Source organism: Halomonas sp. M20, assembly GCF_020622265.1.
In the GTDB taxonomy this organism is placed as follows: domain Bacteria; phylum Pseudomonadota; class Gammaproteobacteria; order Pseudomonadales; family Halomonadaceae; genus Modicisalibacter.
Genome location: NZ_JACNMQ010000001.1, coordinates 157,986 through 182,155 on the forward strand (window position 1 = coordinate 157,986; position 24,170 = coordinate 182,155).

At 58.5% G+C, this 24,170-nt stretch carries 20 protein-coding genes; 13 read left to right on the forward strand and 7 right to left on the reverse strand.

From position 1 onward, the window contains the following. Window positions 1-118 precede the first annotated feature (118 nt). Both H7850_RS00830 and H7850_RS00835 read left to right on the forward strand, forming a co-directional pair. Window positions 119-1,813, forward strand: coding sequence for a VRR-NUC domain-containing protein (locus H7850_RS00830; protein WP_227367506.1), 1,695 nt, complete (start codon window positions 119-121; stop codon window positions 1,811-1,813). Further along, window positions 1,810-4,128, forward strand: coding sequence for an ATP-dependent DNA helicase (locus tag H7850_RS00835; protein ID WP_227367507.1), 2,319 nt, complete (start codon window positions 1,810-1,812; stop codon window positions 4,126-4,128). The genes H7850_RS00830 and H7850_RS00835 overlap by 4 nt, the downstream gene beginning before the upstream one ends. On the opposite strand, the gene H7850_RS00840 is transcribed toward H7850_RS00835, so the two are convergent. Next, window positions 4,088-4,468, reverse strand: coding sequence for a hypothetical protein (locus tag H7850_RS00840; RefSeq protein ID WP_227367508.1), 381 nt, complete (start codon window positions 4,466-4,468; stop codon window positions 4,088-4,090). The genes H7850_RS00835 and H7850_RS00840 overlap by 41 nt on opposite strands. Window positions 4,469-4,724: 256 nt before the next feature. On the opposite strand from H7850_RS00840, the gene H7850_RS00845 reads away from it, so the two are divergent. The 7 genes from H7850_RS00845 (at window position 4,725) to H7850_RS00875 (ending at window position 9,030) form a co-directional block, all read left to right on the forward strand. Next, window positions 4,725-5,666, forward strand: a complete 942-nt coding sequence (locus tag H7850_RS00845) for a cobyrinic acid a,c-diamide synthase (RefSeq protein ID WP_227367509.1) — start codon at window positions 4,725-4,727, stop codon at window positions 5,664-5,666. Window positions 5,667-5,720: 54 nt separating this feature from the next. Continuing rightward, window positions 5,721-6,902, forward strand: coding sequence for a toxic anion resistance protein (locus H7850_RS00850; protein ID WP_227367510.1), 1,182 nt, complete (start codon window positions 5,721-5,723; stop codon window positions 6,900-6,902). A gap of 69 nt (window positions 6,903-6,971) precedes the next feature. Continuing rightward, window positions 6,972-7,382 (forward strand): VOC family protein, encoded by a 411-nt coding sequence (locus tag H7850_RS00855; RefSeq protein WP_227367511.1) that lies wholly within the window; start codon window positions 6,972-6,974, stop codon window positions 7,380-7,382. After that, complete coding sequence (locus H7850_RS00860; RefSeq protein WP_227367512.1) at window positions 7,379-7,903, forward strand: TIGR02281 family clan AA aspartic protease; 525 nt, start codon at window positions 7,379-7,381, stop codon at window positions 7,901-7,903. Before H7850_RS00855 ends, H7850_RS00860 begins: the two co-directional genes overlap by 4 nt. A 45-nt stretch (window positions 7,904-7,948) precedes the next feature. Continuing rightward, window positions 7,949-8,251, forward strand: a complete 303-nt coding sequence (locus H7850_RS00865; RefSeq protein WP_227367513.1) for a monooxygenase — start codon at window positions 7,949-7,951, stop codon at window positions 8,249-8,251. Between the two features lie 145 nt (window positions 8,252-8,396). Next, a complete protein-coding gene (locus H7850_RS00870) occupies window positions 8,397-8,576 on the forward strand; it encodes a PLDc N-terminal domain-containing protein (RefSeq protein WP_227367514.1) in 180 nt (59 codons plus the stop codon). A 253-nt stretch (window positions 8,577-8,829) separates the two neighbouring features. Further along, a complete protein-coding gene (locus tag H7850_RS00875; RefSeq protein WP_048306141.1) occupies window positions 8,830-9,030 on the forward strand; it encodes a PLDc N-terminal domain-containing protein in 201 nt (66 codons plus the stop codon). Window positions 9,031-9,217: 187 nt separating this feature from the next. On the opposite strand, the gene H7850_RS00880 is transcribed toward H7850_RS00875, so the two are convergent. Further along, on the reverse strand, window positions 9,218-12,328 hold the full coding sequence (locus tag H7850_RS00880) for an efflux RND transporter permease subunit (protein ID WP_227367515.1): 3,111 nt from the start codon (window positions 12,326-12,328) through the stop codon (window positions 9,218-9,220). Then, window positions 12,328-13,470 carry an efflux RND transporter periplasmic adaptor subunit gene (locus H7850_RS00885; RefSeq protein ID WP_227367516.1) on the reverse strand — a complete coding sequence of 381 codons (1,143 nt, stop codon included), beginning with the start codon at window positions 13,468-13,470 and terminating at the stop codon, window positions 12,328-12,330. The genes H7850_RS00880 and H7850_RS00885 overlap by 1 nt, the downstream gene beginning before the upstream one ends. Before the next feature lie 403 nt (window positions 13,471-13,873). Here H7850_RS00885 and H7850_RS00890 point away from each other — a divergent pair, with 403 nt between their 5' ends. Next, on the forward strand, window positions 13,874-14,350 hold the full coding sequence (locus tag H7850_RS00890) for a methylglyoxal synthase (RefSeq protein ID WP_227367517.1): 477 nt from the start codon (window positions 13,874-13,876) through the stop codon (window positions 14,348-14,350). Between the two features lie 142 nt (window positions 14,351-14,492). Here H7850_RS00890 and H7850_RS00895 read toward each other — a convergent pair whose 3' ends face one another. The 3 genes from H7850_RS00895 to H7850_RS00905 form a co-directional block, all read right to left on the reverse strand. Further along, a complete protein-coding gene (locus tag H7850_RS00895; RefSeq protein WP_227367518.1) occupies window positions 14,493-14,690 on the reverse strand; it encodes a hypothetical protein in 198 nt (65 codons plus the stop codon). A gap of 735 nt (window positions 14,691-15,425) precedes the next feature. Continuing rightward, window positions 15,426-16,679 (reverse strand): ribonucleotide-diphosphate reductase subunit beta, encoded by a 1,254-nt coding sequence (locus H7850_RS00900; protein ID WP_227367519.1) that lies wholly within the window; start codon window positions 16,677-16,679, stop codon window positions 15,426-15,428. A gap of 235 nt (window positions 16,680-16,914) precedes the next feature. Then, window positions 16,915-19,812, reverse strand: a complete 2,898-nt coding sequence (locus H7850_RS00905) for a ribonucleoside-diphosphate reductase subunit alpha (protein WP_227367520.1) — start codon at window positions 19,810-19,812, stop codon at window positions 16,915-16,917. 447 nt (window positions 19,813-20,259) lie between these two features. Between H7850_RS00905 and H7850_RS00910 the strand changes: the two genes are divergently transcribed. From H7850_RS00910 to H7850_RS00920, 3 genes are read left to right on the forward strand one after another with little or no spacing between them, the layout of a single operon-like run. Then, window positions 20,260-20,979 (forward strand): response regulator, encoded by a 720-nt coding sequence (locus H7850_RS00910; RefSeq protein WP_319799253.1) that lies wholly within the window; start codon window positions 20,260-20,262, stop codon window positions 20,977-20,979. 5 nt (window positions 20,980-20,984) lie between these two features. Further along, the gene (locus H7850_RS00915) at window positions 20,985-22,616 is read left to right on the forward strand and encodes an ATP-binding protein (RefSeq protein ID WP_227367521.1); all 1,632 of its coding nucleotides are present in this window, start codon (window positions 20,985-20,987) and stop codon (window positions 22,614-22,616) included. 19 nt (window positions 22,617-22,635) lie between these two features. Further along, window positions 22,636-23,067 carry a lipocalin-like domain-containing protein gene (locus tag H7850_RS00920; RefSeq protein WP_227367522.1) on the forward strand — a complete coding sequence of 144 codons (432 nt, stop codon included), beginning with the start codon at window positions 22,636-22,638 and terminating at the stop codon, window positions 23,065-23,067. A 138-nt stretch (window positions 23,068-23,205) separates the two neighbouring features. Here the strand turns inward: H7850_RS00920 and H7850_RS00925 are convergent, their stop codons facing one another. Continuing rightward, a complete protein-coding gene (locus tag H7850_RS00925; RefSeq protein WP_227367523.1) occupies window positions 23,206-24,120 on the reverse strand; it encodes a LysR family transcriptional regulator in 915 nt (304 codons plus the stop codon). Window positions 24,121-24,170: the final 50 nt, after the last annotated feature.

Genomic DNA, 24,170 nt, shown 5'->3' on the forward strand with positions numbered 1-24,170 from the left:
AATTGAGACGAAAGATGTCGGTGATAGATAGAGAAACGAGCGGTCTTTTGGCTTTAGCCAGCGGATTGGACACGTTGCCTGCATTCACTGACTTCTGTCGTTTTGCTATCATGGATGGATGAACAGTGCTTTAGCTTCTCGCTCCTTTGCTGCGTCGGTGGATGACCCCTTTTACTATCTGATCAACTTTCGCTTCGTGCTCGATTGGGTCGGGGAGCGTTACGGCGATCTGCTGGATACTCGGGAACTCGACTTCATCGCTTGCTTTCGCGCCTTGCCCCGTGCCTCCCAGGCCCTGCTGGTGCGCATGATCATGCGCAAGGGCACGTTGTTCCGGATCAGCAAGCTCGCTTACTCTGAGATCGGCTCGACCCGGGACGCGGCCGAGTCGTTGATTGCCCAGAGTTTGATCGACGATGCGCCGGAACTGAGCCTGGAGCAGCTGTTCGGTCTGCTGACTAAGGTCGAACTCGTCGCTGTGTTCAAAAGCGATATCGGTAGCGCGAATCTCAGGAAAGCCGAGCTGCTCGAGAGACTCAAGCCTGCATTCGAAGATACCCAATGCTTCGATGCCTGGTATCTGGAAAGTGATGACGGCGTCTATGCGCTGCCGCTCATGGACTTGTGCGACCGCTTGCGCTTGATGTTCTTCGGCAATCTGCGCCAGAACTGGTCGGAATTCGTGCTCGCCGACCTGGGCATATTTCGCTACGAGCGTGTACCGTTCACCCTTGAGTCCCGCGCCTTCCAGAGTCGCGACGATGTGGACGCTTATCTGCACCTGCACCGCTGCCGGGAGCGTTTCGAGGCAGGCGAGCCACTGGAGGGTGTGCTCGCCGAGGTGCCGCCAGCCTTCGTCGACAACCCTTGGCTCGAATCCCGACGTGCCAAGCTGCTGTTCATGCTGGGTCAGCACTGCGAGCGCACTGCGATGCTGGAAACCGCACTGATGCTTTATGCCGATTGCATACATCCCGGTGCCCGGTCACGTCGCCTGCGGGTATTGGAACGGCTTGAGGCATTCGACGATGCACTGAAACTTACGAGTGAGATGGAAAGGGCGCCGGAAAGCGAGGCCGAATCCCAGCATATTGATCGGGTAACGCCGCGTCTTCGGCGCAGGCTGGATCTGCCCAAATTGCCCCGGCAGGCAAGCGCAACCGTCGAGCGCATCGATCTGCTGCTACCCAGGCCGAGTGCCCCGCGCTCGGTGGAAAGCGTGGTGCGCGAACATCTCGATGACGTCACGGGTCCAGTGCATTACGTCGAGAATGGACTGATCAACTCGCTGTTCGGGCTGCTTTGCTGGGAGGCGATTTTCGCGCCGTTGCCCGGGGCCTTCTTTCATCCGTTTCACGGCGCCCCGGCGGATCTGCTGCGCCCGGATTTTCATACTCGCCGCGAAGAGTCGTTCGCTACCTGCCTGGCCCAGCTCGATTCGTCGGCTTACCTGGAAACGATTCGCAAGAACTTCGCCCTCAAGCAGGGTTTGCAGTCGCCCTTCGTGCACTGGGGCATCTTGAGTGAGCCGCTACTGGAGCAAGCGCTGACCTGCTTTCCTGCTGAACATCTCAAACTGTGGTTTAAGCGTTTGCTGCGGGATATCAAGGTCAACCGCGCTGGCCTGCCGGACCTGATCCAGTTCTGGCCCGATCATGAAGATTCTCTCAAGCGCTATCGAATGATCGAGGTGAAAGGCCCAGGGGACCGTCTACAGGACAACCAGCGGCGCTGGCTGGCGTTCTGCGCCGAGTATGAAATGCCGGTGACGGTGTGCTATGTGAAATGGCAGGAAGGCGACATGGCCTCATGAACTACAGCGTTGCAGTCCGCGCCTTGTGCGAGTTCACCGCCAAGACCGGCGATCTCGATCTGCGCTTCACGCCGTCGCCCTCCGCCCAGCAGGGCATCGCCGGTCATGCGTTGGTGGCCTCGCGTCGCGGTGACGGCTACGAGCGCGAGATTTCACTCGAAGGGAATTATCGCCATCTGCGGGTGCGTGGTCGTGCTGACGGCTTTGATCCTGTGCGCAACCAGCTCGAGGAGGTGAAGACCTTTCGCGGCGACCTGGCGCTGATACCGGCCAACCATCGGGCGCTACACTGGGCTCAGGTAAAGATCTATGGCTGGCTGCTATGCCAGAGTCGGGAACTGGACGAGATTCGCCTGGCCCTGGTCTATTTCGACATCGTCAGTCAACGGGAAACGCTGCTCAGCGAGGTGTTCTCGGCGGCGGAGCTTCAAGGCTTCTTCAACCAACAGTGTGAACGCTTCATTGTCTGGGCCGAGCAGGAATTGGCGCACCGAACGGATCGAGATCACGCCCTGAGCGAGTTGAAATTTCCCCATGCCTGTTTTCGCAACGGCCAGCGCCCCTTGGCCGAAGCGGTCTACAAGGCTGTCGGCACCGGTCGTTGCCTGATGTTGCAGGCGCCTACCGGCATCGGTAAGACCCTGGGCACACTGTTTCCCATGCTCAAGGCGCTGCCGATTCAAAACCTGGACAAGTTGTTCTTTCTGGCGGCCAAGACGCCGGGTCGGCGCCTGGCACTGAATTCCCTGCGCTCGCTCATGCCCGAACAGGAACGGGAGCAAGCGCCGGCGCCGTTGCGGGTGCTGGAACTAGTGGCCCGGGACAAGGCCTGCGAGCATCCCGACAAGGCATGCCACGGCGAGGCCTGCCCCTTAGCCAACGGCTTCTACGATCGCCTGCCCGGTGCTCGCGAGGCAGCTGTCAAAACAGGAATGCTTGATCAAGTGGCATTGCGGGAAGTGGCCCTGGCACATAGTGTCTGCCCCTACTATTTGAGCCAGGAGCTGACGCGCTGGAGTGATGTAATAGTGGGTGATTACAACTACTACTTCGATCTCAACGCCATGCTCTTCGGCCTCACTGTCGCCAATCAATGGCGGGTCGGGGTGCTGGTGGACGAGGCCCATAATTTGGTCGAACGTGCTCGGCGCATGTACAGCGCCGAACTGGATCAGGCCGCTTTCAAGGCGCTGCGTCGAGGGGTGCCCGTGGCACTCAAGAAGGCGTTGGATCGGCTCGATCGGCAATGGCGTGATCTCGGCAAAAGCGTCGGAGAAGAGGGGGCGCCTTCGGGCTATCGCGTACTCGATTCGCTCCCGACGAAGCTGTTGAATGCCTTGCACAATGCCGTCGCCGCGATAACCGATTACCTTACCGAGCATCCTTTTGGTCTCGATGCTGCGTTGCAGACCTTCTATTTCGACGCTATGCACTTCTGCCGCCTCAGTGAGCTGTTCGACGAGCATTCATTGTTCGACATGACCTTCCGGCCTGGCAGGCGCGGGGGAGCAACGTCAACGCTGTGTCTGCGCAATATTGTGCCGGCGGAATTCCTGAATCCGCGCTTCGACGCGACCCGCGCCACGGTGCTGTTCTCGGCGACCCTGAGCCCGAGCCGCTACTACGGCGATCTACTGGGCTTGCCGGCGAGCACGCCCTGGATGGAAGTGGAATCGCCCTTCAGCACCGAGCAGCTGTCGGTGCAGGTCATCGATCGGGTCTCGACGCGCTTTCATCATCGCGCGGCATCCTTGGCGCCCATCGTCGAGTTGATGAGTCATCAGTTTGCAGTGTGTCCGGGCAACTATCTGGCATTCTTCAGCAGCTTCGATTACCTCGAACAGGTCGTCGGATTGCTCCGCCAACGCCATCCCGACATTCCCGTCTGGGTGCAGTCGCGACGCATGGATGAGCCGGCACGCCAGACATTTCTCGAGCGCTTCAGCGAAGACGAGCAAGGGATCGGCTTTGCCGTGCTGGGAGGGGTGTTCGGCGAAGGCATCGATCTTCCTGGCGAGCGCTTGATCGGCGCCTTCATCGCCACTCTGGGCTTGCCCCAGATGAACCCGGTGAACGAGCAGTTCAAGCGTCGCATGGGCGTGCTATTCGGCAGCGGTTATGACTACACCTATCTTTATCCCGGCGTGCAGAAAGTGATTCAGGCTGCCGGTCGCGTCATCCGCACCCAGCAGGATCGCGGTGTGATCTATCTCATCGATGATCGTTTCGCCGGCCCCCAAGTGCAGAGATTACTGCCTGGCTGGTGGCAGATGGCTAGTTCTGCGGCGACTCGTCATTCGCATCCGTTTGGTTAGCTTCAGCTGGATTGACCACCACCCGAAGCTTGCGCTGATCTCCAGAGGGCAAATGCAGCGTGAAGATGGCTCGAGTGGGGCCTGGCGGCGTCAGTTGCCAGTAGCGCTTATCGCTGGTCACCTCGCTTCCCCAGCCGTCTTGATCGACGAACCAGGTCGCAACTTGCTCGCTGTCCAGACATAGGCGTTCGTCCTCGCCTAGAGCAAATGGCGTAGTCTGAGAGGTGGTGTCGGTGATATCCAGCACCTTGTCACAACCATGCGCGGGGGTGTTCGCTTGCGCCAAGGCATCGCCAGCGACGAACGTCATCAGTAACGCGGCAGAAAGAAACGATTTCATACAGGGCTCCTTCCAATGGAGGCATATTGTTGAGCAAATGCTCGGTTGCTCCGGCTATCGCGTCCTTGCGCGCCATTTGGCTATTTAATCACCGGCAGGTTGATCCGTCATCACATGGATCAAGAAGATGGTACTTATGATTCTCTGGTGGAAAAACGAACGACACGCCCATATCTCTTCTCTAAGTCACATTGTCACATGAGCCGCAGACCACCGCGGAAACCCAATTGTTTCTGAGTCGACAGGCCCCATTTCCATGCTCGGATTTCTTCAAGGTTTTGCCTACGGGCTCTTCATCACTTGCCTGCCCTGGTTTCTGATCGGCATGATCAGCCCTGGGTTGGCCCTTGGTACGCTGATGCCGGACCGTCTCCAGGTGGTCATTCGCTACTGGCTGACGGTACCTTTCGTTGCCATGCTGCTGTGGATGACCTCGCTTTGGGGCGGTTTTGGCCCCAGCCTGCTGGGCTGGCTTGCGGGGTTGGGTGCGGTGGCAGTCGCCGTACCGATCGAGCGGCGAATTCGTGGCTGGCTGATGAAGCGGAAGCAGCGTCGTCTCGAAGCGCAACTGAATGCCGAGAAGGCGCGTCGCCAGCAACAGCAGGCCCAGGAGGCCAGCGAAAAGGGTGGCGCCACTCTCGATCCGCAACATCCCCCGATGAACGCAGACGACGTCATCCGTGCGCTGTGTACCGCCAAGGAGCGCTTGATTGCCGTAAGCCAGCCTCAGCTCGCGGTGCAGGCGGATCGTTTATACAACCGCTACCTGCGGGTCACGAAGGTGTTGCAGGAGCGTTTCGATACCAGCGAGCTCGCCTTCGAGCGCTCCCGCACCCTGGTCTCGGAAGTCTGTTTTGCCGCGGTGGACAACTTGACCAGCATGGCCGCCCAGGCCAGCGGCATCGCTGGCGTGGACGGCGACTTCGTGCGCCGTCGCCTGTCCCGGGAGCGCAATAGCCTGAGCCTGACCGAGCGCGCCACCCTGGAGCGGCGCCTGACGCTGCTCACAGAAACCCAGCAGCATCTGGATGAACTCAGCGCGCGTAACGAAGCTGCGTTGACTGCCCTGGACGATGCCGCCGTGACCATGGCGCGCATCGAGACTGGCCGCCCTCAGGCTTCGATCGATGCGGATCAGGCCCTGCGCGATCTGAGTCATTTCGTCGAGCGGGCCGAGCGCTATGGGCGGCCACGCTGATGCACTATGTTAATGGCAGATAGCAATGACGGGTATCAAAGGGGTGACGAATCGATGAGTGATGAGCGTGACAGGGCACGGGCGGCAGAACAGCTGCGCTTGCCGCCGGCAGAGGAAATCGCAAGGAACCTGCAGGGGGAGTTCGAGTCTCGCAAGCCCCAGGAGGACGAGGCGTCACTCGCGGCCCAAGCTGACAGTTTCGTCGACGATCTGCTGGCCCGGAGCGAGTCTGCGGAAAGCCAGCGTCGCAGCGTGGATGAGATGGGCAGCGACATACAGCGCCAGGCCGCCTATCGCAGCGAAATGCTGCAGACGCCCATTCGCAAGCTTGCCCATCACGGCGAGGACGGCGGGCCGGTGGCAAAGGCCTTGACTAGCCTGCGGGAGCGAATGACTCATCTCGACCCCAATCGGCACAAGTTGACGCGAGGCGGCCTCGATAAGCTGATGGCCCGCATTCCCGGCGTCGGCAACGGGCTTCAGCGCTATTTCCGCAAGTACGAAAGTGCCCAGCAAGCACTCGATGCCATCATTCGCGATCTTGAAGAGGGCCGCGACATGCTGCGTCGCGACAATCTGACCCTGAGTGACGATCAGACGGCGCTACGAGACATTTTGGGTCAGCTACAGCACCAGATCGCCCTGGGCAGGTTGATCGACGAGCGTCTGGAGCGACGCGTGATGAGCCTGGAAGAGAGCGATCCCAAACGGGCTTTCATTGAAGAGGAGCTGCTTTTCCCGCTACGACAGCGCATCGTGGATCTGCAGCAGCAACTGGCGGTCAGTCAGCAAGGCGTACTGGCTTTGGAAGTAGTGATTCGTAACAACCGGGAACTCATTCGCGGCGTGGATCGGGCCATCAACGTCACTGTCTCGGCGTTGACCGTGGCGGTCACCGTGGCCTTGGCCCTGGCCAATCAGCGCCTGGTGCTCGATCGGGTCGAAGCCCTCAACGCCACCACCTCCGGCATGATCGCCGGCACCGCCAAGTCCTTGCGCAGCCAGGGGGTGGAGATCCAGAACCGCTCTGCCTCTACCATGCTGGATATGGAAAAACTCGAACAGGCCTTCGGCGACGTGCTGGCGGCCATCGACGATGTCTCTCGCTATCGCCGGGAAGCACTCCCTCGGTTGGATGAGCAGATCGATCGCCTGCAGGCCCTGGCTCGCCAAGGGGATGACGCCATTCACCGGCTCGAGCGTGGCAGCGATGCCAGCTCTGGTAATGCCATATAAAGTGCAAGTATCCCATATGAGCGGGCAGCCATGCCCGGATCGCCAATCTCGAACGGGAGTAACCATCTCATGATTCAGGTGCGCAACATCGATCATATCGTGCTGCGGGTAAAGGATCGGCAGGCGATGCAGCATTTCTATGAACGGGTGCTCAACTGCCCCGTCGAGAAAACCAACGAGGAGATCGGGCTGATTCAGCACCGCGCTGGTACTTCGTTGATCGACCTGGTGCCGGTGGAGGGCGAACTCGGCCGCATGGGCGGCGCGGCGCCGGGGGAGGAAGGACACAACGTCGATCATGTCTGCCTGCGTCTCGATCCCTTCGATGGCGAGGCCATTCAGCAGTACTTGCGGGAGCTGGGTGTCGACCCCGGCGAGATCGTGCAGCGTTACGGTGCCGAGGGTACCGGGCCTTCTATCTACATCAACGACCCGGAGGGCAATACCGTCGAGCTCAAGGGGCCGCCGGAGGCACCGTGAACGACGAGGACAAGGCGGTACGACGGGCTGGAATCGGCATGATGCTGCTGTTCTGGCTGATCGTGATGGGCTTTGGGGTATGGTGGTTTCAGGGCTTCATCGATGAACGGTACAACCCCAATGCAAATCTTGACCGGATTGCGGAGGATGGCGAACCGGTTACCCTTGAGCGCAATGCGTCAGGACACTTCGTTGCCACGGGATATATCGACGGCGAGCCAGTCGAGTTTTTGCTGGACACCGGGGCGAGCCTGGTCTCGGTACCCACGACTCTTGCGGATCGCCTTGGATTGCAGCGAGGTGCCACCGCGGATTTCAACACCGCCAACGGGCGCGTTCGCGGGCATTTGACGACGATCGATGAGATCGAGTTGGGCAGCCTGAAGGCAAGAGACGTACGCGGCTCGATAAACCCTGGGCTCGGAGGCAGTACCGCGCTACTGGGGATGAGCTTCCTTAGTCGTTTCGATATCGAGATCCGGGGGGCCAAGATGGTGTTGAGACCGACAGGACAAGGTTGAGATCGGTAGTAGGTACCGATCTTCTATCATCAAGAAGGAGGCGTCATGGCCGTAGTATTGCAGGTTCACTTTCCTTTCGATGGGCCCTTCGACGAGGCAATGGTCGAAGCCATGCAATCTCTTGCACATACTATCAATGACGAGCCGGGTTTTTACTGGAAACTGTGGACGCAAGATGCTGAAGCGAAGCTGGCCGGGGGCGTTTATCTTTTTAATACGCGTGAGCAGGCCGCAGCCTATCTCGACAAACATAGCCGCCGACTAAGCGAAATGGGAATCGAGGATATTCAGTCCCGGATTTTCGAGGTGAATGAAGATCTATCGGTGATCAATCACGCTCCCTTGTAATACTGATGTCAGGATTTATCGGCTTGCAGGGGAGCGAAACCATATGGGGTTAACGGTACCGTTAGTGGATGTAGTTGTGTCGCTTCAATAGGTTATGCTACTTGTAAAAGCGGATGAACGTTGAAGCTATAAAAGGAATGTGTTCATGGGTATCGAAGTAGGTGGCCTGTTAGGTTTGATCTGGCTGATCATCGTCATCTGGGCTATCGTCAAGGTCGCTCAAAGTGCGGCCAGTACGCTTGCCAAGATAGTCTGGATCATCGTGCTACTGGTATTTCCTCTGGTCGGCCTGATTGTCTGGTTATTGTTTGGCCCCAAGGGGTAGCGATTCAAGGTGAAGTCGATGACGGGCAGGCCATGAATGGCCTGCCCGTTTTGTTTTAGATAAAGCTATTGATCACTAGATGGAGTAAAAGAGGTGGCGTAAAAGCTCTCAAGAGATTTCGACAGTGCCCTTACTCAATGAGCGGTAGTGGATTGTCGAGATCAAGCTGACATAATAAGGTCGCAATTCAAGCTTGTGCTATCATGCTGATGGCGAACGGAAGCATCTAACGATTGTTTATGGAGAGGTATGTATGGATAACTTGTTCGGCAGCCTAGGTAACGCCTTCGGCGGCATTCTGAGTCTGATCTGGCTGATCATCGTCATCTGGGCCATCGTCAAGGTAGCCAAAAGCGGCGCCAGTACGTTGGCTAAGGTCATCTGGATTCTTGTACTCATCTTCTTCCCGTTGATTGGCTTTATCCTCTGGTTGATATTCGGACCCAAGGGCTAGATAGGGTTCAGTATCATCCGAACGGGCAGCTCATGAGAGCTGCCCGTTTTTTTGTGAAGATGTAGCGAGGACATGGCATGGCGAACGGTGATAAAAAGCGTTCAAGGCGTTGTTAAAGCATTGAGCAAGCGATGGGCTCCGGCAGTTCCTCGCGGAGTAATATTGACTCGTCAGCTTTACTTGGGTTTTACGAAGACGTGGAATCCATTTCGCGTTCCAGCCGCCGGGAAATCGCCTGGGGTGAGCCGGTATGACGCGCCAGTAGATCGTAGGCCACCGGAATCACGAACAGGGTGAAGAGCGTCGCGGCAGCAACGCCACAGAAGATCACCGTGCCCAGCACCAGCCGGGTTTCGGCACCGGCGCCGGAAGAGAGAATCAAAGGCACGGCCCCGGCGATGGTGGTGACCGAGGTCATCAGGATCGGCCGCAGTCGGGTAAGCGATGCCTCGATCAGGGCATCGCGAAATTCCCGGCCTTCGTCCCGCAGCTGATTGGCGAACTCGACGATCAGGATGCCGTTCTTGGCGGCAAGCCCTACCAGCATGACAAGGCCCACCTGGCTGTAGATGTTGAGGGACTGCCCCGTCAAATAAAGCCCGAGCAATGCACCGCCAATGGCCAGCGGCACCGTCAGCATGATCACCAAGGGATGTACGAAGCTCTCGAACTGTGCCGCCAGCACCAGAAATACCACGATTACGCCGAGCACGAACAGGAAGGTGGTATCGCCGCTGGACTGTTGGTAATCCCGGGCGGCGCCCTTGGTATCGGTCTGTACTTCCGCCGGGAGAATCTCGTCCACCGTGGCTTCCAGATAGCTCAAGGCCTCGCCCATGGAGTAGCCGTCCGCCAGGTCCGCCTGAAGGGTGATGGCGCGCAGGCGGTTGTAGCGGCTATAGGTGCTGGGCCCGGCATAATCCGTCAGGGTCACCAGACTGGAAAGCGGGATCAGTTGATTGGTACGCGCCGAGCGCACGCGAATGTTGTCCAGGGCGTTGGGAGAGGTGTGAATGCCACGCTCCGCCTCGAGGATGACATCGTACTCCTCGCCGCGATCGACGAAGCGAGTGACGTTGCGCCCGCCCAGCAGGGTTTCCAGGGTGCGACCGATTTCCGTGACGGTGACACCAAGATCCGCCGCCTGGGTGTAGTCGATCTCGACCCGCAGTTGCGGCTGATCCTCCTCATAGTCGCTCTCCAGATTGAGGAGTCGCGGGTTGTCCTGACGAATGTATTCCATCAAGGTATCGCGCCACGCCACCAGCTCCTCGTAGGTACCGCCGCCCAGCACGAACTGCATCGCCTGCTCGGTGCTGCCGCCAAAGCCGCGCCGCATGATGGGGAAAACCCGCACGCCGGGCAGGTCGTCGAGACGTTCGCCGATCTCGTCCATGATCGGCCAGGCAGCGCGGCGCTCGGACCAGTCACTGAGGCCTGCAATGACGAAGCCGGTATTGAAGTTCTCGCTGGGGCCGCCACGGCTGAGCGGCGCCAGCACCAATATACGATCGACTTCGCCCTTTTCGCGTAGAGGCAACAGGCGCGCCTCGACTTCGTTCATGTAGTCCAGCATGTAATCGTAGGTGGCGCCGGGCGGGCCGGAGACGATGACGAAGAAGGTGCCACGATCTTCCCGAGGAGTGTACTCCGCCGGAAGCAGCGTATAGAGCCAGGCAGTTCCGACGAGTAGCGCGGCAAAAACACCCACCAGCAACCAGCGCAGCGCAAGGGCATGTTCCAGCAGGCGACGATAGACACGCTGAGAGGCTCCAAGCACCAGCGCCACGCGATGTGCCATGGCGCTTTCATGCATCTGTGAGGAAAGAATCTTTGAGGTCAGCATGGGCGTCAGGCTCAGCGCCAACAGGGTCGAGATAGCAATGGCCGCCGCCAGGGTCAGGGCAAATTCCGTGAACAGTCGGCCGATATCGCCCTGGAGAAAGCTCAGTGGCACGAAGACTGCAATCAATACCAGGCTGGTGGAGACCACGGCGAAGGTCAGTTGGCGGGCGCCTCGAAAAGAAGCCACCAGCGCCGTTTCACCGTAGAGGTGCATGCGCCGGTGAATGTTCTCCACCATGATGATGGCATCATCCACCACCAGGCCGATCGCCAGTACCAGCGCGAGAAGCGTCAGCAGGTTGATGGTGAACCCAAGAATCGCAAGGATGGCGAAGGTGCCGATCAGGGCGGTGGGAACGGTGATCAGTGGTACCAGGGTGGTGCGCAGATTGCCGAGGAATATGAAGATGGACACCACCACCAGCGCCATGGCGATTCCCAGGGTAATGACAACTTCATCTATCGCACCGGCGACGAATTCCGAGGCGTCATAGCTGAGCCGCAGCGACATGCCCGGCGGCAGGGTAGGGGCGATGCGCTCCATTTCCTGCTGCACCGCTTCGGATAGCGCCATGACATTGGCGGTGGATTGCTTGATTATTCCAAGGCCTATGACCGGCACGCCGTTGCCGCGAAACAGGGAGCGCTCTTCCACGGTACCCAGCGCCACCTGGGCCACATCCTTCAGGCGCACCAGATAGCCGTTGGCGTCCTGATCCAGCACCAGGGATTGGAAATCCTCCGGGGTGGCGAAATTACGCGGCAGGCGCAGGATGAACTGGCGATCTCTCGATTCCAGCGAGCCCCCGGGAAGTTCGACGTTCTCTTCACGCAGCGTGCTCTCGACATCGCCGACGGTCAGATTTCGCGCCGCCAGGGCGTCGCTGTCGAGCCACACTCGCATGGCATATTCCCGATCGCCGCCTACGCGCACCCGCGATACGCCTTCCTGCACCGAGAAGCGATCCAGCAGGTAGCGATTCGCATAGTCCGTCAGTTCCGGGGAGGTGTAGCCATCGCCGGCCAGCACCAGCCACATCACTACATCGGAGCTGGCATCCTCCTTGCTGATTTCCGGCGCCTCCGCCTCATCCGGCAACTCGTCCCGAGCGCCGGCGATACGATCGCGAATATCGTTGGCGGCATCATCGATGTTCTTGTCGAGGCGGAACTCGGCGCTGATGCTGGAGCGCCCGTCCTGGCTGCTCGAAGAGATCACCTGGATACCGGAGATACCCGCAATCCTGTCTTCAAGCACCTGGGTGATCCGGGTTTCCACCACGTTTGCAGAGGCGCCAGGATAGCGGGTATCGACGCTGATGATGGGCGGATCAATGGTGGGATATTCCTGCAGCGGCAGTCGGGTCAGGGCCAGCAGGCCGAAGGCCACGATCAGCGCCGCGATGACGATCGCCAGCACCGGACGCCGAACGGAGATGTCCGACAGCAGCATCAGTTGTCGTCCTCGCTGCGCTGGGCATCGAGAATCTCGCTGACGCTGGTGTTCTCATCGACGACACCGATCAAGCGTACCCGAACGCCTTGCCGCAGACGATCGCCGCCGTGGCTGACCACCATGTCGCCTTGCTCGAGGCCTTCGAGGATCTCGATCTCACCTTCCCGGCGAGAGCCTATTTCCACTTCCCGGCGCTCGACTGGGGCGCTTTCGACATGATCGTCTTTCACTTCATCATTTTCTGTTTGCCGGACGACCCACACATACTGACGCCGACCTTGCGGCACCAGGGCGCTTTCAGGGATCACGAGGGTCTGGCGCGGCGCACGTGTCACCGTTACGCGCATCAGCATGCCAGGGCGCAGCAGGCGCTCGTCGTTGTTCAGCAGGGCGCGAACCCCGACACTGCGGCTGACGGGATCGACTCGGGAGTCGATGATGCTGACGGTGCCTTCAAACACCTCGTCCGGATAGGCGCTGCTTGTGGCGACGATGGGAAGACCAACCGCCATCATGCCCAGCTGAACTTCGGGAATGCGGAAGTCGAGCTTTAGACGCTCCACGTCATCCAGGGTCACCAACTCGCTGCCCGGCGTCACAAGCGTACCGATACTGAGCTGGCGCGCACCGACGACGCCCTCGAAGGGGGCGCGTATCGTATGATCATCGAGTCGTGCCTGGAGCGCCTGGATTTCCGCTTCGACCTGACGCAATTGAGTACGGCTGTCCTCGAGATCCGCCAAGGGCGCCAGATCGCGCTGCTGCAATCTGGCCAGACGTTGCACCGCGTTGGCCCGCTCTTCACGTAGTGTCTGTGCGGCCTTCAGGTCGGCGCGTTCCTCACTGGCGGACAGGCGCACCAGCACCTGGCCCTTCGCCACCTTTTCGCCGCCCTCAAAATTTAGCGCTTCAACGGTGTCGGTCACCGTGGAGGATAGGGTGACGCTCTCGTTGGCCCGCAGTGTACCCAAGGCGGCCAGCGGGTCCGACCAGTCCGTGAGAATGGTGCGTGCGCCGATGACTGCTGTCACCTCAGAGGCATCATCGGGCTGCTGAGCGAGTAGCCCGGGGGGAAAACAGATGATCAGCAGCGCAAACGCAAGAAATACAGGTGTAGTGACAACGTTCAGACGTTTCAAAAACTCAAAAGAAAGACAAGCTGATGGCATGGTGACTACAATCGTGAAAGTAAAGAGCGGTGGGTATCACTATATTGCTTCAAGGGCATTAGAGAATCACTGTATAAATGACTACGCGAACAAATTACTGCATTGCGCGGTGCTCGAAGACTCGCTTAACCCCATGTTATGTCTCGCCTTCTGCGCCCCGTGCGCCTTGTGGCGTAGCGACGCCCGCTTATTTCGCTCGGCACTTTATTCAGCAATTACTTAGTTGCATCTTAGCAAGCATTACACTACGGCATCGCTCGAATAGAGGCACAATGTGTCGGTTGTCGGTGTGGCGCTAGCTGATGCGTATGGCATGTTGATAGTACGATGACGAAACGTATTTCTCTGGGCCAATGATAAGCGAGACAACAGCATGACCGATTCTCATCTTCGAAAAATGACCCACCGAACACTACCCACACGCAAGCGCATTGCCTTGATTGCCCACGATGACAAGAAAAAAGAAATGTTGGAATGGGCCGCGCGCTGGCAGCCCGTATTGGCACAACATGAACTGACGGGTACTGGGACCACGGCGACCCGAATAACCCAGCATCTCGGCTTGCCAGTGACGGCGATGATGAGCGGCCCCTTGGGAGGCGATCAACAGATAGGCACACTCATCACCGAGCAGAGGCTCGATTTGCTGATTTTTTTCTGGGATCCTTTTTCACCTCAGCCTCATGATCCCGATATCAAGGCCCTGCTGCGCTTGGCTGCCTTGTGGAATATTCCCGTCGCCTGCAATGCTACCAGTGCGGACTTCATCATCAGTTCGCCTTATCTGGACCAGGAGTGTCAGATAGCCATTCCCGACGTCGAGGATTGGATGTCAAAGCGCAGCGTATAATGTTTCAGGCGCACCGCTACCCCTGCAGCATTTCGGAGTTTGTTGAATTGTCGTCGGGCTCGGCGGTGGCACTCTGCGACTCCGTCAGCAAAGAGAAGGAGCCCTATGGCGTGTAGTCGTTGGTTGCCTGAATGATGGCGGATCATTCCCCCTCGTCACGTTCCCAGTCCATGGGGCGCCGCACGGCTTCCACAATGAAGATCGCGCCTTCCAGGGCATATTCGATCTTGCCATCCAGCCCCCAGGCAATCGTGGTGACCCGGTCATTCTGCGACATGACCGGGGTGCCGCCGGTATTCATCAATAGGAAATAGCCGGTGCCGTAGATGTTTTTGACCATGCCTTTCTCGAAAGATGTATTATTTTTCCATGAAGGTTTCCTCGGCGTGTTTCAATGATTGAAGAGCCACCAATACAAAACGCCCCATCCTTGAGTGGATGGAGCGCTTGAATGTCAGCGTGACGACTCTTTGTAATGGCCGGGAACCGTGACCCGCTCGCCGTTGGGGAGCTGGCGAACGTAGGTTGGAACATAGACCCGCGTGATGATGCTCTTGCGTTCAGTCATGAAAGATACCTCCTACACGTTACGGTAACACCTTCCCCGCTTCATCATCATGACTGCGGTCAATGTCACTGGTACATGGCTTGGAGCGCGATCGTTGCCGAAGGGCGTCACTGCAATGGCAGCTTTCTATTGTGTAGGTGAGGATAGTACAAAAAGGGCTACCCCTTATGGGGAGCCCTTTTGCACGGTCAGTTCGGTGTTGAGCGGTAATGCTCAGGCACGCGAACAGGCTTACCTGAAGATGTCTTCCTGGTATGTGCAGGAACATGCACCTTCTTATTGCCGGATCCAGTCTTAGCCATGGCTAATCTCCTTCAATAGTGAGGCGACCAACTTGACCTAAGCTAGACTGAGGAAGACAATGCTTCCGCTTTTGGTAGCTTAGCCTACCCGAACGGCTAGGGGTGGTCGCACACCCTTGCAGTCGAGACGCCCGAAGTTACCGCTTCGGGCGTTTTTTTATTGGTCTCTGCGCAAATGCAACGCAAAGACCAACACTTTGCTGAATCAATCCCAGCTCAGCGCACCGCCAACCTGATATTCGGTGACCCGGGTCTCGAAGAAGTTCTTCTCCTTTCTAAGGTCGATGATCTCGCTCATCCAGGGGAAGGGGTTGCTGGCACCCGGAAACTGCTCTTTCAAACCGATCTGCGCCAGGCGGCGGTTGCAGATGAAGTGCAGGTACTCTTCCATGATCGCGGCGTTCATGCCGAGCACGCCGCGAGGCATGGTGTCTCGGGCATATTCGATCTCGAGCTGGGTACCTTCGAGGATCATTTGGGTGACTTCGTCCTGGAATTCCGGTGTCCACAGGTGCGGGTTCTCGACCTTGATCTGGTTGATCATGTCGATGCCGAAGTTCAGGTGCATGGACTCGTCGCGCAGGATGTACTGGAACTGCTCAGCGACGCCGGTCATCTTATTACGCCGACCCATGGAGAGGATCTGGCTGAAGCCGCAGTAGAAGAAAATGCCTTCGGTGACCACGTAGAAACCGATCAGGTTGCGCAGGAACTCCTGGTCGGTTTCCGGAGTGCCGGTCTGGAAATTCGGGCGTCCCAGGGCCTGGGTGTGCTTCAGGCTCCAGGCGGACTTGCGCGCCACGGAATCGACTTCGCGGTACATGTTGAAGACTTCGCCTTCGTCCATGGCCAGGGATTCGATGCAGTATTGGTAGGCGTGAGTATGAATCGCCTCCTCGAAGGCCTGGCGCAGCAGGTACTGGCGGCATTCGGGGTTGGTGATGTTCTTGTACACCGCCAGCACCAGGTTGTTGGCTACCAGCGAGTCGGCAGTGGAGAAGTAGCCTAGCGAACGCATCACGATCAACCGTTCGTCCTCGGTCAAGCCATCCTGGCTCTTCCATAGGGCGATGTCGGCGTTCATGTTCACTTCCTGGGGCATCCAGTGATTGGCACTGCCGTCGAGATACTTCTGCCAGGCCCAGTCGTATTTGAGGGGCACCAGCTGATTGACGTCGGCCCGGGCATTGATCATGCGCTTGTCGTCGACCTGCACGCGACCGGCGCCCATTTCGAGCTCTTCCAGACCCGCAGCGATATCGAGTTCGTCCAGGGCCTGTTCGGCTCGGGCAAGGCGGTCGGTGTCGGCGACCTTGTAGGCGCCGGCACTTTCTTTGACTTCCGTCTCCGCCTTGGCTTCGGTTTTGGGTGCAGCCGTCGGCTTTGCCTGATTAAGGGCCTGGCTCGGCGCCGGTGCGGTGACGGTATCGTCGTCGTGGAATTCGTCCCAGTTCAGCATTGAAAGTCTCCTATTAAATCTCACTCAAGATGATTCGCGGCTGTTCCGGCAACGGTTCTGCGCGGAGGCGCTGTGAACCCTTCCTTGGGCGCTACTTTTGCTCTCTGACCGCCATGGATGGCGGAAATGCCGGAATGGAATGGATCGTTTTCCGGCCATGGCAAAAGACCTCCGCTGCGAACTATCGCCGGCGCCGCTCGATTGTGGTTCATCGAGCGCAGCACGTTCCTGTCGGCTACTGGCAGGCCTCGCAGCCCAGTTCATCGATTTCGCCGGCGGAGGGCGCGCGCTGCCCACCCTTGCCGGTGAGGAAGTCCTCGATACCACGTGGCTCCTGAGCCTGAGGAACGGGCGCCGGTGCAGACGTCTCGGCGGACGAGCCATTGCCCACGGCGTTGTGCTTGCTACGATCGACAGTGGATTTCTCCACCGCAGTAGCCCCCAGCGCACGCAGGTAATAGGTGGTCTTGAGGCCGCGGAACCAGGCCATGCGATAGGTCACGTCGAGCTTCTTGCCGGAAACGCCAGCGATGTAGAGGTTCAGCGACTGGGCCTGATCGATCCACTTCTGGCGCCGCGAGGCGGCCTCGACCAGCCACTTGGGCTCGACCTCGAAGGCGCTGGCGTAGCGGGCCTTGAGATCCTCCGGTACACGATCGATGGGCTGCACCGAGCCGTCGTAGTACTTCAGATCGTTGATCATCACCTCGTCCCACAGGCCGCGTTCCTTCAGGTCGTTGACCATGTGGGCGTTGACCACGGTGAACTCGCCGGACAGGTTCGATTTGACGAACAGGTTCTGATAAGTCGGCTCGATGGACTGGGTGACGCCACAAATGTTGGAGATCGTCGCTGTCGGAGCGATCGCCATCACGTTGGAGTTGCGCATGCCTTGGCTGGCGACCTTCTCGCGGATGCGGTCCCAGTCCTGGGTGGTGGAGGTGTCGACCTCGATGTAATCGGCGCCGCGCTCCTGCACGAGCTTGTCGATGGAGTCGATGGGCAGCACGCCCTGGCTCCACAACGAGCCGTCGAAGCTCTGGTACGTACCACGTTCGGCGGCCAGGTCGCTGGAAGCTTCGATGGCGTGATAGCTGACCAGTTCCATGGAGGTATCGGCGAAGTTCACCGCTTCCTCGGAAGCGTAGGCGATGCCCTGGGCATACAGCGCATCCTGGAAGCCCATGATGCCCAGCCCTACCGGGCGATGCTTGAAGTTGGAGTTCTTGGCCTGGGGGACCGCGTAGTAGTTGATGTCGATGACGTTATCCAGCATGCGCACAGCGGTACGCACGGTTTTCTTCAGCTTGTCGCCATCGAGCTGACCGTCGACGATGTGCTGGGCCATATTGACGGAGCCCAGGTTACACACCGCGATCTCGTCGACGGAGGTGTTCAGGGTGATCTCGGTGCACAGGTTCGAGGAGTGCACCACACCGGCGTGCTGCTGCGGACTGCGCAGGTTGCAGGGGTCCTTGAAGGTGACCCAGGGGTGGCCGGTCTCGAACAACATCGAGAGCATCTTGCGCCACAGATCCTTGGCCCTGACCCGCTTGTAGAGCTTGAGCTGACCGGTGTAGGTCATCGCCTCGTACTCTTCGTAGCGCTTCTGAAAGGCGGCACCATAAAGGTCGTGCAAGTCCGGGCAGGTGGAGGGTGAAAACAGCGTCCACTCCTTGTCGTCGAATACCCGCTTCATGAACAGATCCGGCACCCAGTTGGCGGAGTTCATGTCGTGGGTACGGCGGCGATCGTCGCCGGTATTCTTGCGTAGCTCGAGGAATTCCTCGACATCCATGTGCCAGGTCTCCAGGTAGGCACAGACCGCGCCCTTGCGCTTGCCACCCTGATTGACTGCGACGGCGGTGTCGTTGACTACCTTGAGGAAAGGAACCACGCCTTGTGATTTGCCGTTGGTACCCTTGATGTAGGAACCCAACGCCCGCACCGGCGTCCAGTCGTTGCCGAGCCCACCGGCCCACTTGGAGAGCATGGCATTGTCACGGATTGCACCGTAGATACCGTCAAGGTTGTCAGGCACTGTGGTCAGATAGCAGGAGGAGAGCTGGCTTCTAGCAGTGCCGGCGTTGAACAGTGTCGGCGTGGAAGCCATGTAGTCGAAGCTGGAGAGCAGCTCGTAAAACTCGATGGTCCGGGCCTCGCGGTCGTCCTCGTTGAGGGAAAGCCCCATGGCGACCCGCATGAACATCACCTGGGGTAGCTCGTAGCGCACATCATCGCGATGAATGAAGTAGCGGTCGTACAGGGTCTGCAGGCCAAGATAGGTGAACTGGTTGTCCCGGGTGTGATCGAGGGCATCGCCCAGGCGCTCGAGATCGAACTCGGCCAAGCGCGGATCGAGCTGTTCGAATTCGATGCCGTGGGTGACATAGGCCTTGAAGGCTGGCTTGTAGAGCTCCGACATCTCGCCAAAGGTGGCTTCTTCCGCGATCTCCAGGAAAGAAAGCGCTTCACGGCGCAAGTTGTCCTGCAGGAGTCGGGCGGTGACGTAGGTGTAGTTGGGGTCCTTCTCCACCAGCGTCCGAGCGGTCATCATCAACGCCGTGGCGACGCCGTTCATGGTCACGCCATCGTAGAGGTTCTTCAGCGAGTCATGGACGATCTTGTTGGCATCCACGTTGGCCAGGCCTTCGCAGGCATCCTGCACCAGGATCTCGATGCGCCCCAGGTCCAGGGGGCGGGTGCTGCCATCGGACAGGGTGACGTTCAGGGTCGGGTGAGGCTTGGCGATATCGCCGCCGGCAGCCTGGCGCGCCCGGGCGTGCTCTTCACGGTACAGCACGTAGGCCCGGGCGACTTTCTGCTCGCCGCCGCGCATCAGTGCCAGTTCGACCTGGTCCTGAATGTCCTCGATGTGCAGAGTGCCTCCATCGGGCATGCGGCGCTTGAAAGCCTCGGCAATCTGCTCGGTGGAACGGGCGATGAAGTCGCGAACCCGGGACGAGGTGGCGGCATTGTCCCCTTCGACGGCAATGAAGGCCTTGTTCATGGCGACGGAGATCTTATCGGGATTGAAGGCAGCCAAGTCGCCACCGCGTTTGATCACGCGAAGCCGTTGGGGGGCCGTCAGGTTCACGGAAGTCTCGTTTGAAGAAAGTGTAGTGGTGTCCATGGTGCCGGAATCCCTAATCTGCGTTGTATGGGGAATCTTACGTCGACGACGTGGTTCGAAAACCGTCAACAGTGCCTTGAATAGTCGTGTTATCGAGTCTTGACAGCACTGGGTTCAATTGTTAGCTAAACACATTATATTGTGCTCGCGGGTAGCTTGACTACAAGATAGTGTGCCAAAAGAAGGGGTGCAAGAGGAACAACCTGTGGATATCTTGTGGCTCGGCTGGGAGTGGTTTCACTCTTGTGTGAAAAAACGCGAGGTTACGCTACGGCTAAAAAAATAGTAAAAAAGTGTGATAACGCAGTCGAGCGCAATATGGTTGAAATTAGGTATCATTTGATTCTTTCCACTATGTTAGAGAGTGTTCATCTCGTAACCTTGTGTAGCAAGGTGTAGCATTGTCTCGAATACCCACGATGTCATGGTATCAACAGGCCAAATAGGATGGATGACAGTTTGGACAGCAAACAGAAAGACCTCGTACTAATTGTCGAGGATGATGAACGCTTGGCCAACCTGACCCGAGAGTATCTTGAAACCAACGGGTTTCGGGTTGCCATCGAGGCTGATGGTACGCATGGGGTAGAGCGCATCATCGAACTGGAACCGGATATCGTCATACTCGATCTCATGTTGCCCGGCGAAGATGGGTTGTCGATCTGCCGACGGGTCAGACCGCAATATGCCGGTCCCATATTGATGCTGACCGCACGTACAGACGACATGGATCAGGTGCTGGGACTGGAAATGGGCGCCGACGACTACGTGCCCAAGCCGGTGCAGCCCCGAGTCTTGCTGGCGCGTATGCGCGCCTTGATGCGCCGCAGCGATCAGCTCGAAAGTAGCAACAGCGGCGCGGCCCGCCTGACCTTCAACGATCTGCTGATCGACAGTGCTACTCGGGAGGCCTGGCTAAGCAACGAGCGCATCGATTTGACCAGCGCCGAATTCGACCTGCTCTGGCTACTCGCGGACAACGCCGGTCGGGTACTGACCCGGGAAGAGATTTTTTCGGCACTGCGCGGTATCAAGTACGACGGTCAGGATCGCTCCATCGATGTTCGGGTATCGCGTATTCGTCCCAAGATCGGTGATGATCCCAATCAGCCCCATCGCATCAAGACGGTGCGCAGTAAAGGTTATCTCTTCGTCAAGGATGTTTGATAGCCATGCGCCGTACCCTTGCCGACAGTACCTTTGTGCGGGTCTATGCCACGCTGCTATTGGCACTGGTATTGACCTTCGGGTTGGCAATGATGGGTTATGTGATCGTCGATCAGGTGCGACGCGAACACTATCGCGAGCGCTTGGCGGATACGCCCATGGCGCTGCTCACGAATCTACTGAGCGAAGTGCAGCCCGCCGAGCGTAAGCAATGGCTGCAGCGCCAGGGTGAACATCTTGACATGCAGCTGTCCTTGTATCGTCAGGATGAGCAGTTGTTCAGCTACTTCCAAAGTCGGCGGCTCGAGGCTGGGCGTCCACTGGTAACATACGACGATGACAGCAGTACATGGCATCTATGGCGCCAAGTGCCCGGAGAGCCGCTGTTGTTGAAGGTGACGCTGGCCCAGCTTTCGGATCAGCAGTTGCGTGGCCTGGTCGATACCCTGCGGGATTGGCTCGAAGGCATGGTAAGTCCCGAACGCCCGTTACAAACGTTGACGGAAAAGCAGTCGCTTCCGGTCACACTCTCTTCGATCCCGCCCGGGCTGCTCGACCCTCTTCAACGTGAACGACTGGCGGACGGCGATATCGTGCTGCAGTGGATGGCTGAGCAGGGCTCGATATCGGCCCATGCGCTATTGCTATCGCCGGTGGATGGTTCTCAACGCTGGCTCAATGTAGGTCCAATCTACGCTTTCAACACCATGCCGTTGATCCTGACCCTGGGGCTGGTGCTTGCATCGTTGCTGGTATTAGCCGGCGCCATCTATTTGATCGTACGCGGTGTCGAGACCCGCATGGCTCGGCTGGAGAAGGCAGCTACCCGGATTGCCGGCGGCTATCTAGATACCCGGGTCAAGGTCGAAAGCAGCGACTTCATGGGGCGTCTGGGTATGGCCTTCAATGGCATGGCGGCTCAGGTGCAGTCGTTGCTGCGTGCGCAGCAGGAGATGATTCGAGCCGTGTCCCATGAGTTGCGTACTCCAGTGGCCCGTATTCGTTTCGCGGCACAGATGGTCGAGGACATGACGGAGCAGGAGGCAGTACGGCGGCAGTTGAAGGGCATCGACAGCGATATAGAAGAACTCGATCAGCTGATCGATGAAATACTGACCTATGCGCGCCTGGGCAGTGATAACGTCAGTGGTGGGAGTATCGATACTGATATCGTCGAATGTCGTGCCATGGCCCAGCGGGTAGTCGAGGCATTGAGTTCGCTACACCCCTCTATTCGTATCGAGGTAGCCCCGGGAGAGGAAGTCGATGTCGTTGCCGAGCCCCGCTATTTGCAGCGCGCATTGCAGAACCTGGTAGCCAACGCCTGTCGACATGCCGAATCACGGGTTCTGATCCGCCTGACCCAGGATGCCCGGGCGATACGTCTGGATGTAGAAGACGATGGCCCCGGCGTGCCCGAGAGCGATCGCATGGATATCTTCAAACCCTTTGCGCGGCTCGACAACAGCCGCACGCGTCGCTCTGGTGGCTATGGTCTGGGGCTCTCCATCGTGCAGAAGGTGATGCTATGGCATGGCGGTAGTGTGATAGTCGATGAAAGCCTGGATTTGGGCGGCGCACGGTTCAGCCTATTGATTCCAGCATCGGTACAATCCACAAAGGAAAACATTGTTTGAAAAAAAGGTGATGACAACAATGACTACAATCACGACCGAGGCCTTGAACGGCTCTTGGGCCCTCGTGCACTTCGTTTATCGCTGGCCGGATGGTCGCGAACTGGCGCCTCTGGGGCAGGCCAGTGGACAACTTCTTTATCTGCTCGAAGACGATGCTCCTGGACGCATGGCAGTGCAGGTAGTGGCCAGTGAACGACCATCTCTCGATCCCGATAGTGAGGCCAGCCTGGCGGCACATTTTCGCAGTGGTTTTGCCTACGGTGGGCGCTGGTCGTTACATAAGGGCATGGTGCACCATCAAGTCGAAATCGCCAGCATTCCCAGCTGGGAGGGGAGTCAGTTGGCGCGCCGGATTCAACTCGTCGATGATCGGCTGATACTGTCTACCGACGAGCCCAGCCCGCAGCTGCCCCAGGGCGGCTACGAGACGGTACTGGAATGGCAACGTTGAAGAGCTGGTTTGACCTACTTCGCTCGGCAATACGGCGTTAAAACTGATCTTGAAGTGCTCTTTCACTCTTATAAACTCCGCCTTTTCGATCAGTTTCGCCTGGTCTTGCCATCGCTCGTAACGATCAGGAACCGGTTCTCACGCTGGTTTGATCCCCTCCAGCACCGCAAAGGACGTCTCCCGAGCGGTGCGCAGGAAGTCCTCCATCCAAGGTAGATCACGCTGCTCTTCGCGAATCGCGGCAAACAGCGTACTCCATACCCCTTTCTCCCCCAGAGGCAGTGCGCGCACATAGCCGCGCTCCAGATACTCCGTCAGCGCCCAGTTGGGAAGAGCGCAGACGCCGCGTCCGCTGGCCACCAGCTGCATCATCATCACCGTCAGCTCCGCGGTGCGTATCTCCTTGGGCGACACCTTGGCAGGCTCGAGAAACTGCGTGAAGACGTCCAGCCGACTATGTTCCACCGGATAGATGATGAGGGTTTCTTCCGCCAGCTCCTTGGCAGTGACGTAAGGTTTGTCCGCTAACGGGTGCTGCCGGGAGAGCGCCAGCAAGCCTTCATAGCGAAACAGCGGCTCGTAATGCACACCGGCCAGGGGCTGAGGGTCGGCGGTAATCACCAGGTCGAGCTGCTCCCGGGCCAGGGCGGGCAAGGGGTCGAAGCTGCGCCCGCTGGGGATGTCGACCTCCACTTCCGGCCAGTGATCGCGAAAATGATCGATGGTGGGCATCAGCCATTGAAAGCAGCTATGGCACTCGATGGCCATGTGCAGACGACCCTGTTCCTCTCCCGCCAGCCGCACCAGATCCCGCTCCGCCATGCGCACCTGAGGCAGTATCTGTTCCGCCAGTTCCAGCAGGCGCTCTCCGGCGTGGGTAAAGGTGACAGGCCGGGTCTTGCGCAAGAAAAGAGTGCTGTTCAAGCGCTCTTCAAGGTCCTTGATTTGATGAGACAAGGCCGACTGAGTCAGGTGTACCCGCTCAGCCGCTTCCACCAGGGAGCCCGCATCGCGCAGGGCAATGAGTGTGCGAAGATGTCGAAGCTCGAGCATCGTATGAAATCCGTTCACGTTGATGATTAATTAATTTAGTTTGATTCACC